Here is a 16,485-nt window from a genome sequence, read left to right on the forward strand (position 1 = left end):
TTATTAGTACATTTACCCTTCGATAAATTTCATGGAGTACCAATCACACATAGACGCATCAAAATTGCCCGATCACATAGCCATCATTATGGATGGAAATGGTCGTTGGGCAAAAAAGCAAGGATTACTGAATCGCATATTCGGTCATAAAAGTGCCATTACATCTGTGCGCGAAACAACAGAAACCTGTGCAGAATTGGGCATAAAGTATTTAACCTTATATGCTTTTTCTACCGAGAACTGGAGTAGACCCCAAGCAGAGGTAAATGCGTTGATGGAACTTTTAGTTTCTACCATTAAAAGTGAAACGCCAACCCTTACAAAAAATAACGTTCGATTAAAAGCTATCGGCGATTTAGAATCTTTACCTAAATCATGTCAAAAAGAGTTAGCCGAAACAATTGAATTTACAAAACACAATACGGGGCTTGTATTAACGTTAGCACTTAGTTATAGTGGCAGATGGGAACTGATTGAAGCTGTAAAGAAAGTTGCAGCAGCGGTAGTAGCAAATGAAATTTCGATTAGTTCTATTAACGAAAGCACATTTAGAAATTACTTAGCAGATGCTAGCTTGCCGGATCCAGAATTAATGATTCGTACAAGTGGAGAATTTAGAATAAGTAATTTTCTCTTATGGCAAATCGCGTATACCGAAATTCATATTACGGATACATTATGGCCTGATTTTAGAAAACAAGATTTATATAACGCACTTATTGATTTTCAAAAACGCGAACGTAGATTTGGAAAAATAAGTGAACAATTGAATGGAGCAAAAGCTTAAATGAAAAAGATTTTATACATCATTTTTTTATTTCACGTATGTACGTTATCTGCATTTAGCCAGCAATGGCGTCTAGGTAACAGAAGAACGAATGTGGAAATTAATTATGAAAATCCGCAAGATTATTATATCGGAGGCATCACTGTTTCTGGTGTGCAATTTTTAGATCCAGAAGCCATAATCTCATTGACTGGCTTAAAAGTTGGTGATAAAATTACTGTGCCTGGTGATGAAATTTCGAATGCCATAAAAAAATTGTGGGAGCAAGGACTCATCGGTGATGTGGAAGTTGTTGTCAAAAAAATAGAAGTAAAAAATATCTATTTAGAATTTATTATTAAGGAGCGTCCTAGATTAACAAAATTTACATTTCAAGGTGCGACTAAATCTGAGAGAGAAGATCTAGAAGATAAAATTGATTTGGCAAGAGGCCGTATTGTGAACGATGCATTAATTAAAAATGCTAAAAATAAAATCACCGAATATTATTTAGAAAAAGGATACTTGTATGCACAAGTTGATATGATACAAATTAAAGATACCATTCTAGAAAATAATATAATCCTTAGAGTAGATATCGATAAGAAAAATAAAGTTCGCATAAATAAAATAACCTTGACTGGAAACGAATCTTTTGAATCTAATTTTCTTCTAAAAAAGATGAAGAAAACCAAAGGGAAAAACATTATGAATGTATGGACCGGATCTAAAATGATTAGTAAAACCTATGAAGCAGATAAAGATGCTATTGTAGCGTTTTATAATTCAAGAGGATATAGAGATATGCAAATTGTTAGCGATAGCGTTACACCTTATAAAAAATATGCTGTAAACGTAGCTATTAATATTGATGAAGGAGATAAGTATTACTTCAGAAATATTACTTGGAAAGGGAATTATATTTACTCTACCCAACAATTAAAAGACATATTAGCAATTAATAAAGGGGATGTATACAACAACGATCAATTACAGCAAAAATTAAGTTTTAACCCCGCTGGGCCTGATATTAGTTCCTTGTATTTAGATAATGGATATTTATTTTTTAGTATTGACCCAGTAGAAGTCCTTATTGAAGGAGACTCCATTGATATTGAAATGCGTATTTATGAAGGTGAACAAGCTATTGTAAACCACATTGAAGTAGATGGTAATACCAAAACACACGATCATGTAATTCTACGTGAAGTAAGAACATACCCTGGCGATAAATTTAGCCGTGCGGATTTAATTCGTACACAACGTGAATTGGCTGCTTTAAATTATTTCGATAATGAAAGTTTAGGTATGAACCCTGTGCCAAATCAAGCTACAGGAAAAGTAGACATCGGATACTCTGTTACTGAAAAACCAAATGATCAGGTTGAGCTATCTGGTGGTTGGGGTGGATACTACGGTTTTGTTGGTACGGTAGGTCTAGTTTTCAACAACTTTTCTTTACGAAACATCAAACATCCAAAAACTTGGAGTCCTTTACCTGCTGGTGACGGACAACGTCTTGCATTTAGAGTCCAAGCGAATGGTAAAACCTATCAAACCTATTCCATATCCTTTACAGAGCCTTGGTTGGGAGGTAAAAAACCTACTTCTTTATCTGTAAGCTTACAACATTCTGTTCAAAGTCAATACACCTCAAGTAATACGTCCAAATCTGGGTCATTACAAGTAACCGGTGTTACCGTTGGTATTGGTAAAAGATTAAAATGGCCTGATGATTTCTTTACCATCAACCATACCTTCTCTATTTTAAGATACACACTTGATAATTATCAAAGTGGCTCTTCAACTGCTGCTATTGGTTATACTTCAGGCTTCTCAAATAACTTTTCTTACAATCTAACTTTGTCTAGAAATAGTATTGACAATTTTCAATTTCCATCATCTGGGGGTAGTATGGCTATGAGTATGACCTTCACACCTCCATACTCTTATTTTAATAAATTAGACTACGAAGATCCAAACCTTGAATCAAGTAAGAGATATAAATGGTTGGAATATCAAAAATACGGACTAGATCTCTCTTGGTTCACAACTGTTTGGCAACACAGACAAAAATCGAAACATAAAATTGTATTCAATACGCGTTTCCATGGTGGTGTAATTGCTGCATATCAACCAGGTGTTGGAGTGGGACCATTTGAACGTTATATTATGGGTGGGGATGGTTTATCGGGCTATAACTACCTTCTTGGTTCCGACATCATTGGCTTAAGAGGTTACACAAATAACAGTATCAAACCAACACCTTCAGGTGGAGTAGCATTTGATAAATTCGTAGCAGAACTTCGTTATCCTATCTCTAACAGTCCATCCTTCTCTGTTTACGTATTAACCTTCTTCGAAGCAGGTAATTCGTGGGGAACAATAAATGATGTAAATCCATTTAATATGTATCGTTCTGCAGGTTTTGGTGCTAGAATATTTATGCCAGCCTTTGGATTAATTGGTATCGATTGGGGTAAACCATTTGATGAAGTACCTGGTTTGCCAAATCCAAATCATAAAGCCCACGTTACATTTACTATTGGTCAACAAATTCGTTAGATATATGAAAAGTCTATGTTTGGCATTATTATTGACTTTATTCTCAACATTCGCTTGGGGGCAAAAATTTGGCTACATTGATTCAGAATACATTATTAAACAAATGCCTGAATACAAGAAAGCTCAAACAGAATTGAATGAATTTTCTTTGAAATGGCAAAAGGAAATAGAAGCCGATCAAGTTAAGATTGATAAGCTTAGAGAAGATTATCAAGCCGAAGAAGTCTTATTAACAGAAGACATGCGAAAAGAACGGATGGATACCATTGCTTTAAAAGAAAGTAAATTGCGCGATCTTCAAAAAAATTATTTTGGGTTTAAAGGTTTATTGTTTTTAAAACGTCAAGAATTAGTAAAACCTGCTCAAGACAAATTATTTAAAGCTATTGAAAAAGTTGCTAAAGAAAAGAAACTAGCAATTATATTTGATAAATCTGGGGAGTTGGTTATGGTATATACCGATCCCGTTCATGACTACACTGATTTTGTTCTGGAAGAATTAGGATTAGGAGACAAAAACGATAAAATACCCACAAATAAATAAAAAATAAAAAAATTAATTGAAATTATGAAACGTATACTATCAACCCTATTAGTAGCTCTTTTTTCTGTAATTATTATTCAAGCTCAGGCTCAAACAGAGCCCTTAAAAATAGGTACTGCTAACGTAGAATTTATCTTAAGTAATTTGCCAGAAACGAAAAAAGTAGAGGCTGATTTGCAAACCTATGAAAAACAATTAAGAACGCAATTAGAAAATAAAGGAACTGAATACCAACGTAAATTAGATGAATACCAACGAGGTGTTCAATCTGGTATGATGCCAGCCGCTGTTATTGCAGATAAAGAAAAAGAGTTGATGACAATGCAACAATCGATTCAAGAGTTTGAAAAAACTGCCCAAGAAGATTTGCAAAGTAAATCTATGGCTATGCTTGATCCTATTTTGGATAAAGTACAAGTTTCAATTGATAAAGTGGCTGCTGCAAACAATTACACATACATCATCAGCACACACGTTGATTATGGTGGTTCAGCAATTATTCTTTATTCAAAAAATAAAGATGCGAACGATATTTCAGCTTTGGTTCTTAAAGATATGGGCATTGTAATTTCACAAACAGGTAGCACGACAACACCAGCAGCACCTGCGCCAGCCAATCCTACAACACCCGCCACGCCAGCCAAAACGGTTCCAGCTAAAAAGTAATCAAAAGGCTTCCAAATTGGAAGCCTTTTTTTATATTTAATATATGAAGCACGCGCTACCAACCATTCATATAATAGCACCTGCAGGTGTTGTAACTAAATCTTCTGTTAAAAAAGGCATTCGTTATTTAACAAGCCTAAACGTTAACTGCCAAGAAGGTGTCTCTTTATATTCTAAACAAGGATCACTTGCTGGTTCAGATACAGACAGACAGGTTGACCTTCAACATGCACTTAATGATACCAACACATTTGCTATTTGGATGGCACGGGGTGGTTACGGCACTACTCGTATCATTGATACTATAAAATGGAATGTCTTTTTTAAAAAACCAAGTTGGCTAATAGGCTATAGTGATATAACCAGTTTACACATACTTTTATCCAATAATAATATACCTTCCATTCACGGGCCAATGGTTTCGCAAGCTGCAGAGCCAGATCAAAAATCAGCAGTAGATTTAGTGGTTTCCATATTAAACAATGATCTACCCTCCTATGCTTTATATTCAGACCCTTCAAATACGTTCGGAAAGGCAATAGGCTCTATTACTGGAGGTAACTTAACTCTTATCTGTTCTAGCTTAGGCACAAACACTGAAATAATCACAGACAACAAAATTCTTTTTATAGAAGAAATCGGAGAAGCAGCATATCATATTGATCGAATGCTCGTTCAATTAAAACGTGCAGGAAAACTAAAAAAGTTAAAGGGGCTTATTGTTGGTCATATGACCAACATTACAAATGAAAAAGAGTTTGGTAAAACAGTCGCTCAAATTGTTCTTGAGCATTGTAGCACATTTTCTTTCCCAATATGTTTTCAATTCCCCGCTGGTCATGAAGCACCCAACATGCCTATAATACTAGGCATGAAGAGTGAATTGATAGTAAATAAAAATGAAGTGACATTGAAATATTTATAATTTCTCTCGGTACAATACTTCAATCAATGTTTGGCCAACTGCTTTAAGGGTATTTTTATCGATGACATCCATATTGTCATCATGTGTATGCCAATACGGTCCGAAATAATTGCCATCGCTATTTTCAAACTCAATAATATCAATCATGGGTATCATGGCAATTTGATTGATGTATGTGTGGTCATCCGTAATAGGGTCACTTAAATACGAAATAAAGTGCTTACCATAACCTAATCGAGCTGCTGCACTCCATACATTTTGTACAACGGATGGTGCATTTTGCATGGATACACCTTCTCTAGCAAAAGTAGCATCTTTTGCTCCTACCATGTCTAACAAAATTCCATAATAAGCAGAATAATTATTTTTATGTTTATTCTTTGCCCAATATTGAGAACCCAAGCACCAGCTATTTTCTTGATATGGACCAGGATAAAACATCGGCTGTCCATAATCCTCACCATCAAACAAAATAATATCAAAACCCACATCTGGTTTTTTTTCTGCTGCATTAATCGCACGTGCTAGTTCCATTAATACGCCAACACCGCTTGCACCGTCGTTCGCACCATCAATAGGTTTTTTGGGCTCTGCTTTATCTTGATCAGCAAAAGGGCGAGTATCCCAATGCGCCGCAAACAAAATCCGTTTGGTTGCATTCGGGTTGTAAGAAACAATGATGTTTTTTAATTTTAATTCTGTTCCGTCAAACGCTTTAGAAACAAATTCTTGACGTAAGACACTGCCGCCTTCCTTCATAAAAAACCGCACTAAATATTCACCACAATCAACATGTGCTTTCATATTAGGAACGCGTGGACCAAATGCAACTTGGTTTGCAACGTAGCCATAGGAAGAGTCTTCATTGAAAATAGGCGTTTCAATCGGAGCTAATTTTTCTGCTACAACAGGTATTTCAACAACGGATGGTTTTGATTCGCAACCAGCTAAGATACCTACAACTACTACTAGTAGTGCGGTGGATATTATTTTTGTTTTATTCTTCATATGCCCAATCAATACCATGTTTCATGTCTTTAATAGCCAAGCCTTGTTGTTTAAAATACGCACGTATTTGATCTACTTTGTCGTATTGCTTCAGTTCTTTTGCTTCTTTGTATAATTCCAATAAGCCTTTTATTAAGCCTTCCGGATTAATTGCTACTTCATCAATTAATCCCAGTACATCATAAACCAAGGTGTGATAATGCAACTTCATAGCTTCAAATATTTCTTTTGAAAGTAAGGAAGTTGATTTTTGCTTTAAATAAAATACGTTTATTTTCTTTATTAAATTGAATAAGGATGCAATCGTAATGGCAGTATTAAAATCATCTGACATGCCTTTATAACAATCTGAAATAATTTTATCTATCTCTGCATTCAAGGTAGCGTCTTGCTCTGAAAGATTCTCTACATACTCTAAACTTTCGAGCATTTTTAAACCATTCATTATTTTTCGATAGGCTTTGTAGGCAGCTTTTAAACCTTCGTTCGAAAAATCTAGGGTACTTCTATATTGTGCCTGTAAAATAAAGAAGCGTATAGTCATAGGCGAATATGCTTGCTCTAGCAACTCATGCTCGCCTGCAAATAGTTCATTCAGCGTTATAAAGTTGCCTAAGGACTTACCCATCTTCTGCCCATTGATGGTAATCATATTATTATGCAACCAATACTTTGCCGGTTCCTTTTTATTTGCTGCAACGGATTGTGCAATTTCACATTCATGATGTGGAAACATCAAATCCATTCCCCCACCGTGTATATCAAATGTTTCGCCCAAGTATTTTGTACTCATTGCAGAACACTCCAAATGCCAACCCGGAAAACCTTTTCCCCATGGTGAATCCCACTTCATAATATGTTCCGGAGAAGCTAACTTCCACAAAGCAAAATCCAAGGAGCTTTTTTTAGATTGTTGACCGTCTAGATTTCGAGTGCCGCTAACTAAGTCTTCTAAAATACGCCCAGATAAATGCCCGTATTTATGGTCTTCTTTTGTAAATTTCTCTACGTCAAAATAAACAGATCCTTTATTTTCATAGGCATACCCACTTGATAAAATTTCTTCTACCATTTTTATTTGTTCCGGTATGTGACCAGATGCGGTGGGTTCAATACTAGGAGGCAATACATTTAATTTACGTAATGCGTCGTGATAATATTCGGTATAGCGTTGCACAATTTCCATTGGCTCTACCTTATCCAACTTTGCTTTTTTAGCAATTTTGTCTTCGCCTTCATCTGCATCATGCTCTAAATGTCCCACATCTGTAATGTTGCGAACGTAACGAACTTGATACTTCAATTGCTTCAAATATCTAAAAACAATATCAAATGTGATTGCACTGCGTGCATGCCCAAGATGTCCTTCTCCGTATACCGTAGGTCCACATACATACATACCTACAAAGGGTGCATGTATGGGTTCAAAAATTTCCTTTTTTCTACTCAGCGTATTATATACTACTAATTTTTCTATCGTCATCTCTGGCAATTTATTATTTAAATCGGTATCCGGCAATTATTGGAAAATGATCCGTAAAAGATACGGATGTTTTTGTTTCAAAACGAGTTACAATGATGTTTGGATCTGAAAACTGATGATCGATCCGCAGAAAAGGTATTTTTCCATTAAAGGTAAATCCAAACCCATTTCCCTTCTTTTCAAATCCATTGTTTAATACATCAGAAAGTTTTTCGTAAGTATAACTATATGGAGGGTCATTAAGATCTCCGCAAACAATAGGTTTATAAGGAGAATCTTTAATGTGATTTACCAACTTATCAACCTGAATACTTCTATTAATAGTTCCGCTTTTATATTTTAAAAACGCTTGCATCACTTTGGTTTTTGATTTTTGATCAAAATGACTTTCTGCAATTTCTTTATCGTTAATACTCATTGATTGTAAGTGCATGTTATACACGCGTGCTTTTCCAGTTGGAAAGTCAATGTCAGCATAAATGGTTTGGTTATTCGATCCTTCATTAAAGACCACCGTCCCTTTAGAAATAATTGGATACTTACTAAAGATCACCATTCCAAACATACCGCCCGTATGGTTTTTAAATGTGGTGCTAAAATAATAATAGGGATACTTTTTCTTTATACGATGCACCGTATTAAATAGAGTGTCTTTGGGGTCATTATAGAATTCTTGGATACATACCACGTCAATATCTGACTTTTTAATAAAGTCTATCATTTTACGGGTTGCTGAAAATGTCTTATCTGCAAATTGTGGGTATACATTAAAAAGTCGCGCATTGTAGGATAAAATACTAAACTCCTGCTCTTTTTCAGATTCTGATGAAATCGTTATCGAACGTTGAACAAACTTCCAATTAATTACAAGAAGAATAAAAGCCAAGAAAAATAAATAATCTCGTTTAATACCCCAATAAACCAAGGCGCAAATAACTACAATAAGTCCTGCTGGTATAAATAAGCTAATAAAACTACTGTACCAAAATGACCTAGGAGAAATATCGGGCATAAAATAAAGGCCCAATGACATCACTGTCAATAAAATAGCACCTTTATATGTACGTTGGTTTGTCATTTAATCAAATTGGATAACAAATATAAGGATTGATACATGGAAATGGTGCCTACATTTAAAATATTCATTGTGGATGCAAATCGAATTAAAATGCTCTTCGCTTAACTCTTTCACACATATATTTTTAAGTAATTTTGGAATCCACATACAAAATGGTTAATATTGCACTGTAGAACGAATTGAATACTGAAAAGAGGGGACTGAGTCCCCTCTTTTGTTTCTGTATCAAATCTTATATATGACAAAACAAGAAGAGGAAATAAACACATACGTATCAAATTTATTACTAGAAAGAGGTGATCTTTTTTTAGTAGATATAGTGTTTGGAGGAACGGCATCAAGAAGAAAAATCCTAGTTACCCTTGATAAAGACAGTGGCATTTTAATTGATGAATGCGGCGAATTTAGTAGAGCATTAGGAAATTTAATTGAAGAAAATGTTTTGTTTGGAGATGCACCTTACGTATTAGAGGTTTCATCGCCTGGTATGGATAGACCCTTACTAGTTACCAGACAATACAAAAGAAGGATCGGAAACAAATTAAACTTTCTATTAACAGATGGCTCTCAGTTTGAAGCTGTATTGACACAAGTTAGTGAAGAAGGTGTTGTTGTTGAGCCTGTTCCTGAAAAAATAAAAAAGAGTAAAAAAGAAACGCCAACGGATTTGGTTATTGAACCAAGAAAATTGCGTTTCGCTGAAATAAAAAAGTGTAACCTAATTGTATCGTTTAAATAAATGGATACTTCAACTTTAATAGAATCGTTCGCGGAATTTGCTAAGTTTAAAAGCATAGACCGCCCTACCATGATGAAAATCGTGGAAGATGTTTTTCGTACCATGATTCGTAAAAAATACGGAACAGATGACAATTTCAACGTTATTATTAACGTAGATAAAGGTGATCTTGAAATATGGTGGATGAGAGAAATTGTTTCAGATGATTTTGCTGAAGACAGTTTTGATTATGATCCGAATAAGCATATATCTTTAACAGACGCACATTTAATCGAAAAAGATTTCGAAGAGGGTGAAGAAGTTGCAACTGAAGTAAAGTTAGATGACTTCGGTAGAAGAATGGTTCAAACTGCTCGTCAAACGCTTATTCAAAAAGTTAAGGACCTTGAAAAAGACAACCTTTTCCAAAAGTATAAAGATTTAGTTGGTGAAATTATCAATGGCGAAATATATCAAGTATTAAGCAAAGAGGTTTTATTGATTGATGCAGATGGTAATGAATTAGCATTGCCTAAATACGAACAAATTCCGAAAGACCGTTTCCGTAAAGGCGACAGCGTGCGTGCTATTGTGCACCGTGTTGAAATGCATAACGGAAATCCAAAAATTATTCTTTCCAGAACTTCTCCAAAATTCTTAGAGCGTTTATTCGAACTAGAAGTTCCAGAGGTTTATGATGGGTTAATTTCTATTCGCAACATTGTTCGTGAACCAGGCGAACGTGCTAAAGTAGCTGTTGAATCTTACGACGATCGTATTGATCCAGTAGGTGCTTGCGTAGGTATGAAAGGTTCTCGTATTCACAGCATTGTACGTGAATTGGAAAATGAAAATATTGATGTAATTAATTATACAGACAATATCGATTTATTTATTGCGCGTGCTTTAAGTCCTGCAAAAATCAGCAGCCTTAAAGTTGAAGCCGATCAAGGACGTGCATCTGTGTTTTTAAAACCAGATCAAGTATCTCTTGCTATTGGTAAAGGTGGCCAAAACATCAAACTTGCTAGTAAATTAGTTGGTTTAGAAATTGACGTATTTAGAGAATTAACAGGCAATGAAGACAACGAAGATGTTGATTTAACAGAATTTGTTGACGAAATTGAAGATTGGATCTTAGCAGAATTAAAACGCATAGGTCTAGATACCGCAAAGAGTGTATTAGCTCTTAGCAAAGATGATTTAGTACGTCGTACAGAACTAGAAGAAGAAACTGTTGACGATGTACTTCAAATTCTGAGACAAGAATTTGAATAAAATAACTATTTGAACAAAAAATTAATAAATGGCTGAAGAAAAAATGATGCGGCTTAGCCAAGTGGCAAGGAAGTTGAATGTCGGAACATCGACGATCATCGATCACCTTTCTGCTAAGGGCTACGAGATTGACAACAACCCAAATGCCAAAATTACGGAGGACATGTTTTCTATTCTTTCCAAAGAATATGAAGCATCTGTGCAAGTAAAAAAAGAGGCAGAGAGCCTTACTATTGGCAAAAAACACATGGGTGATGTTGTGATCAATGCCGATCAAGTGCAAGCTGCACCAGAGCATGAGGAAGAAGAAGTAATACGGATAGCGAACACAGTAGCTCCTCCGCTAGAAACTCCTATACCTGCTCCAGAAAAACCAGTAGCTACAACTCCTGTAGAAGCTACTCCTGCTCCAAAAGAGGATCCAATTCCGGTATCTACAATAACACCTGAAGAGCCTAAAACTTCTGAAGACAACAAATCAAATGTTACGCTTCAAGGATTAAAGGTATTAGGTAAAATTGATTTATCTATAACAGATAAGGATACAAAGAAGCCTGTTCATAAAAGTTCAGAAAAAGGACAACCCGCTGGTAAACCTCCTGTTAAAGTAGAAGCCCCTAAAGCTGAAAAGCCTAAAGGACCTAAAGAAGGAGAAGCTCCTAAGAAAGCTTTTGAAAAACCAATTTCGAAAGACGGTGGAAAACCAAAAGCTCCTGTTGTAGAAAAACCTGCTGCAGTTGTTCCAGTCAAAGTTGAACCAAAAGTACCTACTCCAGTAGAGCCTATTGCAGTTGTGGAAGCGAAAGCAGACAAACTACAAGGCTTAACGGTATTGGGAAAAATTCAACTTCCAGAGAAAAAGAAAGAACCTACACGCGTTGCATCTTCGGATGAAGTTGTAGATAAAAATAAAAATAAACGTAAGCGTAAACGCTTAAACGACGGCCCTAACAGCGGCCCTAGACCAGCAGGTGCCCATCCAGGCGGTCCAAGACCAGCAGGTGGAAATCCAAACGGCCCTAGACCGGCAGGTGCTCATCCAGGTGGTCCTAGACCAGCAGGTGCTCATCCAGGCGGACCTAGACCAGCAGGTGGAGGACCAAATCGCCCAGCGGGCGGAGGTGGACCAAGACCTACTCTTACAAAAGCAAATGAAAAAGGTGAAGTAACTGGAAAACAAATTCAGGATAAAATCAAAGCAACCATGGCAAAATTGTCTGGTGGTGGCGGTTCTAGATCTGGACCAGTTAATAGAGCTAAATATCGTAAAGATAAGCGTTCTGCAATGGCCGATGCCGAAGAAGAACGTTTGATGAGCGAACAAGAAGATGCTAGAGCATTAAAAGTTGCTGAATTTATTTCAGCAAGTGATTTAGCTTCATTAATGGATGTTAGCGTTAACGACGTTATCTCTAAATGTATGGCTATGGGTATGTTTGTATCCATCAACCAACGTTTGGATGCAGAAGCAATTACAATTATTGCCGATGAATTTGGATATGAAGTGAACTTCCAAACTACTGGGGAAGAAGATGACGATGCAAATGAAATCAAAGATGCTCCAGAATCTTTAATTGATCGTGCGCCGATTGTAACCATAATGGGTCACGTCGATCACGGTAAAACATCTCTACTCGATTATATTCGTAAATCAAAAGTTGTAGCAGGCGAAGCCGGTGGTATTACACAGCACATTGGTGCGTACAATGTAGTTACCGATTCTGGCAAACCGATTACGTTCTTAGATACACCAGGTCACGAAGCCTTTACGGCGATGCGTGCACGTGGTGCAAAAATAACAGATATTGTAATTATTGTGGTAGCTGCCGATGACTCGGTAATGCCTCAAACAAAAGAAGCAATCAATCACGCACGTGTTGCAGGTGTTCCAATTATTATTGCAATCAATAAAGTTGATAAACCGCACGCGAATCCGGATAAAATCAAAGAAGAACTTTCGAAAGAAAACATCTTAGTTGAAGATTGGGGTGGTAAATACCAATGCCAATTAATTTCTGCAAAAGCAGGAACGGGTATTAGTGAATTGCTTGATAAAGTATTGCTTGAAGCAGAAATGCTTGAATTAAAAGCAAATCCTGATAAACGTGCCGTTGGTGCTGTTATTGAAGCGTCGCTTGATAAAGGTAGAGGTTATGTAACCAACGTATTGGTTGAATCTGGAACACTACGTGTTGGAGATATCATTTTAGCAGGTGCACACTTCGGTCGTGTAAAAGCAATGGTTGACCATACAGGTAAAAAATTAAAAGAAGCGGGTCCTTCCATGCCATTACAGGTATTAGGTCTGAACGGTGCACCACAAGCGGGTGACAAGTTCCAGATTATGGAAACGGAACGTGAAGCGAGAGAAATTTCTTCTAGACGTGAACAATTATTACGTGAACAAAGTATCCGTACTAAGAAACACATTACATTGGATGAAATTGGTCGTCGTTTGGCAATTGGTAACTTCAAAGAATTGAACATCATCGTTAAAGCCGATGTGGATGGTTCAGTAGAAGCCTTGTCTGATTCATTATTAAAATTATCTACCGAGGAAATTCAAATCCGTATCCTTCACAAAGGTGTGGGCCAAATTTCTGAATCTGATATCTTATTAGCTTCTGCATCCGATGCAATTATTGTTGCCTTCCAAGTACGTCCATCTAGTAGTGCACGTAAATTAGCAGAGCAAGAACAAATTGAAATTCGTTTGTACTCTATTATCTACGATGCAATCAACGAAGTAAAAGATGCAATGGAAGGTATGCTTGAACCTAAATTGGTTGAAGTTATCCATGGTACTGTTGATGTTCGTGATGTGTTCAAAATCACGAAGGTTGGTACAGTAGCTGGTTCTTATGTAACAGAAGGTTTCCTTAAACGTAACCACAGAGTTCGTTTGATACGTGACGGTATTGTTATGTACACAGGTTCTGTAAGTGCATTGAAACGTTTCAAAGACGATGTTTCTGAAGTGAAAACAAACTACGAATGTGGTATTAGCTTAAAAGGTTATAACGATATTCAAGTAGGTGATCAGATTGAAGCATTCGAAGAAAAAGAAGTGAAGCGTACGCTATAATTCACACATAGATTAACATATTGAAAGAGAGTCATGCAAATTGTGTGACTCTCTTTTTTTGCTCTCTATTGGTCTTTGCCTCCATTGTCTGAACCACTGATTAAGCTGATTTATGTGATGGAGAATGATTAATACCAATTATAAATAATATATAGTCCAATATTTTAATTATTGTTTTATTTTGTTTATAATTGGACTATATAATAAATATACAATGGCTAAACCACTTGAAATCCATATCAAAGAAAGTATTTCTGAACTTCGTATTCTTCAGCGTAAGCATGGTGAGTTAATTGCTAAACGACTATTAATGTTGATTGAGATAAAGAGACACGAGTCTACAGGTATTTCCAAAAGAGACTTATCCTTAATTACTGGGATCAATCATAATAGTATTGTAAAATGGCGTAAATTATATAATAGCCACGGTATTGCCCCCTTGTTGACTCATGGTAGAGTTGGGGGTTTTAAAAAGAGCGTATTTACCAAACAAGAACATTTAAAAATTGAAAAGAAATTAAATGACCCTAAAAATAGTATTCGAGGGTATATAGAATTGTTAGCTTGGGTAACAGTAAATTTTTCAAAAGAGATCAAATACATAACATTGTTAAAATATACAGAACGTCATTTCGGAACTAAAATTAAAGTAGCCAGAAAAAGCCATGTTAAAAAGGACGAATCAGCTATAGCGACTTTTAAAAAAACTTCGGGAAAAAATGTCAAGAAATAGCCCTACTCTCAGATATTCAATACACTAGTATAAACCTATATTTTCAAGATGAAAGTAGATTTGGATTATTTACTAGAAACGGGAAGGCATTAACGGCAAAAGGTATAAAACCCATTTGCCCATTCCATCAAGTTTTTAAATCAATATATTTATTTGGAGCTTTTTCTCCAATCAATGGAGATCGGTTCTTATTAGAAATGCCAAATTGTGATGCCGCTAATTTTCAATTATTTCTTAACGAATTCGCAGAGCAAAATCCTAAGGAGTTCAAAATTATTGTTTTAGATAATGGAGCTTTTCATAAAGCAAAAACATTAGTTATTCCTCAAAATATAAGCCTAATCTTCTTACCCCCATATAGTCCAGAATTAAATCCAGCTGAAAATATTTGGGCTAGATATAAAAGACAATTCTCTAATAAGCTGCATACAACCTTAGATGAGGTAAGTGAATTTATTACAAACGAAACCAATATGTTAACTGACCAAATGATTAAAAGCACATGCGCTTTCAAATATATATTTGCTGATGGAATTTGGACTATGTAATATTTATAATTGGTATTATATAATAGCCACGGTATTGCCCCCTTGTTGACTCATGGTAGAGTTGGGGGTTTTAAAAAGAGCGTATTTACCAAACAAGAACATTTAAAAATTGAAAAGAAATTAAATGACCCTAAAAATAGTATTCGAGGGTATATAGAATTGTTAGCTTGGGTAACAGTAAATTTTTCAAAAGAGATCAAATACATAACATTGTTAAAATATACAGAACGTCATTTCGGAACTAAAATTAAAGTAGCCAGAAAAAGCCATGTTAAAAAGGACGAATCAGCTATAGCGACTTTTAAAAAAACTTCGGGAAAAAATGTCAAGAAATAGCCCTACTCTCAGATATTCAATACACTAGTATAAACCTATATTTTCAAGATGAAAGTAGATTTGGATTATTTACTAGAAACGGGAAGGCATTAACGGCAAAAGGTATAAAACCCATTTGCCCATTCCATCAAGTTTTTAAATCAATATATTTATTTGGAGCTTTTTCTCCAATCAATGGAGATCGGTTCTTATTAGAAATGCCAAATTGTGATGCCGCTAATTTTCAATTATTTCTTAACGAATTCGCAGAGCAAAATCCTAAGGAGTTCAAAATTATTGTTTTAGATAATGGAGCTTTTCATAAAGCAAAAACATTAGTTATTCCTCAAAATATAAGCCTAATCTTCTTACCCCCATATAGTCCAGAATTAAATCCAGCTGAAAATATTTGGGCTAGATATAAAAGACAATTCTCTAATAAGCTGCATACAACCTTAGATGAGGTAAGTGAATTTATTACAAACGAAACCAATATGTTAACTGACCAAATGATTAAAAGCACATGCGCTTTCAAATATATATTTGCTGATGGAATTTGGACTATGTAATATTTATAATTGGTATAAACAAATTGCCTACATCTTATTTTTTAGTATCTTGAATAAATAATTTGAATAAATCCAATGACCGCCTTATATATAATTGTTGTTTTAGCCGTTTTAATGATGCTTACAAAGTATCTGTCGGGTAGCGCACGTAAAGGTCTTCCCTCAGAGAATGGGGGCTTTAAAATACGCGGTAAGAGGAAGTGG

At 35.5% G+C, this 16,485-nt stretch carries 15 protein-coding genes; 12 read left to right on the plus strand and 3 right to left on the minus strand.

The window, feature by feature from the left end; translation table 11 throughout:
• Window positions 1-31 precede the first annotated feature (31 nt).
• The 5 genes from Q0543_RS13030 to Q0543_RS13050 are packed head-to-tail and all read left to right on the plus strand — an operon-like array spanning window position 32 to window position 5,466.
• On the plus strand, window positions 32-787 hold the full coding sequence (locus Q0543_RS13030; protein ID WP_299253824.1) for an isoprenyl transferase: 756 nt from the start codon (window positions 32-34) through the stop codon (window positions 785-787).
• A complete protein-coding gene (bamA, locus tag Q0543_RS13035; protein ID WP_299253827.1) occupies window positions 788-3,331 on the plus strand; it encodes an outer membrane protein assembly factor BamA in 2,544 nt (847 codons plus the stop codon).
• 4 nt (window positions 3,332-3,335) lie between these two features.
• Complete coding sequence (locus tag Q0543_RS13040) at window positions 3,336-3,875, plus strand: OmpH family outer membrane protein (RefSeq protein ID WP_299253830.1); 540 nt, start codon at window positions 3,336-3,338, stop codon at window positions 3,873-3,875.
• Between the two features lie 24 nt (window positions 3,876-3,899).
• The gene (locus tag Q0543_RS13045; protein ID WP_299253833.1) at window positions 3,900-4,541 is read left to right on the plus strand and encodes an OmpH family outer membrane protein; all 642 of its coding nucleotides are present in this window, start codon (window positions 3,900-3,902) and stop codon (window positions 4,539-4,541) included.
• A gap of 43 nt (window positions 4,542-4,584) precedes the next feature.
• A complete protein-coding gene (locus Q0543_RS13050) occupies window positions 4,585-5,466 on the plus strand; it encodes an LD-carboxypeptidase (protein ID WP_299253835.1) in 882 nt (293 codons plus the stop codon).
• Here Q0543_RS13050 and Q0543_RS13055 read toward each other — a convergent pair.
• Genes Q0543_RS13055 through Q0543_RS13065 form a run of 3 tightly spaced genes read right to left on the minus strand, consistent with a single transcriptional unit; the run spans window position 5,461 to window position 9,035 of the window.
• Window positions 5,461-6,474, minus strand: a complete 1,014-nt coding sequence (locus Q0543_RS13055; protein WP_299253838.1) for a M28 family peptidase — start codon at window positions 6,472-6,474, stop codon at window positions 5,461-5,463. The two genes, Q0543_RS13050 and Q0543_RS13055, sit on opposite strands and share 6 nt — an antisense overlap.
• Window positions 6,464-7,957, minus strand: coding sequence for a cysteine--tRNA ligase (cysS, locus tag Q0543_RS13060; RefSeq protein ID WP_299253841.1), 1,494 nt, complete (start codon window positions 7,955-7,957; stop codon window positions 6,464-6,466). Before cysS ends, Q0543_RS13055 begins: the two co-directional genes overlap by 11 nt.
• Window positions 7,958-7,970: 13 nt before the next feature.
• Window positions 7,971-9,035, minus strand: coding sequence for an endonuclease/exonuclease/phosphatase family protein (locus Q0543_RS13065; RefSeq protein WP_299253844.1), 1,065 nt, complete (start codon window positions 9,033-9,035; stop codon window positions 7,971-7,973).
• A gap of 238 nt (window positions 9,036-9,273) precedes the next feature.
• On the opposite strand from Q0543_RS13065, the gene Q0543_RS13070 reads away from it, so the two are divergent.
• The 7 genes from Q0543_RS13070 (at window position 9,274) to Q0543_RS13100 (ending at window position 16,281) form a co-directional block, all read left to right on the plus strand.
• Window positions 9,274-9,774 (plus strand): ribosome maturation factor RimP, encoded by a 501-nt coding sequence (locus Q0543_RS13070; protein ID WP_299253847.1) that lies wholly within the window; start codon window positions 9,274-9,276, stop codon window positions 9,772-9,774.
• Window positions 9,775-11,031: a transcription termination factor NusA gene (gene nusA, locus Q0543_RS13075; RefSeq protein WP_299253850.1), complete on the plus strand. Its 1,257-nt coding sequence runs from the start codon at window positions 9,775-9,777 to the stop codon at window positions 11,029-11,031.
• 28 nt (window positions 11,032-11,059) lie between these two features.
• Window positions 11,060-14,116, plus strand: a complete 3,057-nt coding sequence (gene infB / locus Q0543_RS13080) for a translation initiation factor IF-2 (protein WP_299253853.1) — start codon at window positions 11,060-11,062, stop codon at window positions 14,114-14,116.
• 214 nt (window positions 14,117-14,330) lie between these two features.
• Window positions 14,331-14,849 (plus strand): hypothetical protein, encoded by a 519-nt coding sequence (locus tag Q0543_RS13085; protein WP_299253856.1) that lies wholly within the window; start codon window positions 14,331-14,333, stop codon window positions 14,847-14,849.
• Window positions 14,850-14,878: 29 nt separating this feature from the next.
• Window positions 14,879-15,397, plus strand: coding sequence for an IS630 family transposase (locus tag Q0543_RS13090; protein ID WP_299253862.1), 519 nt, complete (start codon window positions 14,879-14,881; stop codon window positions 15,395-15,397).
• A 9-nt stretch (window positions 15,398-15,406) separates the two neighbouring features.
• On the plus strand, window positions 15,407-15,733 hold the full coding sequence (locus tag Q0543_RS13095) for a hypothetical protein (protein WP_299253859.1): 327 nt from the start codon (window positions 15,407-15,409) through the stop codon (window positions 15,731-15,733).
• A 29-nt stretch (window positions 15,734-15,762) separates the two neighbouring features.
• Window positions 15,763-16,281, plus strand: a complete 519-nt coding sequence (locus Q0543_RS13100) for an IS630 family transposase (protein ID WP_299253862.1) — start codon at window positions 15,763-15,765, stop codon at window positions 16,279-16,281.
• The last annotated feature ends 204 nt before the right edge of the window (window positions 16,282-16,485 follow it).

The organism is uncultured Cytophaga sp., from assembly GCF_937863595.1.
Taxonomy (GTDB): Bacteria; Bacteroidota; Bacteroidia; order Cytophagales; family Cytophagaceae; genus Cytophaga.

Excerpts from the sequence above, each read along its gene's own strand:
- Q0543_RS13065 (WP_299253844.1), bottom strand. The coding sequence starts at position 9,035 with ATGACAAACCAACGTACATATAAAGGTGCTATTTTATTGACAGTGATG.
- Q0543_RS13045 (WP_299253833.1), top strand. The coding sequence starts at position 3,900 with ATGAAACGTATACTATCAACCCTATTAGTAGCTCTTTTTTCTGTAATT.
- bamA (WP_299253827.1), top strand. The coding sequence starts at position 788 with ATGAAAAAGATTTTATACATCATTTTTTTATTTCACGTATGTACGTTA.
- Q0543_RS13055 (WP_299253838.1), bottom strand. The coding sequence starts at position 6,474 with ATGAAGAATAAAACAAAAATAATATCCACCGCACTACTAGTAGTAGTT.
- cysS (WP_299253841.1), bottom strand. The coding sequence starts at position 7,957 with ATGACGATAGAAAAATTAGTAGTATATAATACGCTGAGTAGAAAAAAG.
- infB (WP_299253853.1), top strand. The coding sequence starts at position 11,060 with ATGGCTGAAGAAAAAATGATGCGGCTTAGCCAAGTGGCAAGGAAGTTG.
- Q0543_RS13030 (WP_299253824.1), top strand. The coding sequence starts at position 32 with ATGGAGTACCAATCACACATAGACGCATCAAAATTGCCCGATCACATA.
- Q0543_RS13085 (WP_299253856.1), top strand. The coding sequence starts at position 14,331 with ATGGCTAAACCACTTGAAATCCATATCAAAGAAAGTATTTCTGAACTT.
- Q0543_RS13050 (WP_299253835.1), top strand. The coding sequence starts at position 4,585 with ATGAAGCACGCGCTACCAACCATTCATATAATAGCACCTGCAGGTGTT.
- nusA (WP_299253850.1), top strand. The coding sequence starts at position 9,775 with ATGGATACTTCAACTTTAATAGAATCGTTCGCGGAATTTGCTAAGTTT.
- Q0543_RS13070 (WP_299253847.1), top strand. The coding sequence starts at position 9,274 with ATGACAAAACAAGAAGAGGAAATAAACACATACGTATCAAATTTATTA.
- Q0543_RS13040 (WP_299253830.1), top strand. The coding sequence starts at position 3,336 with ATGAAAAGTCTATGTTTGGCATTATTATTGACTTTATTCTCAACATTC.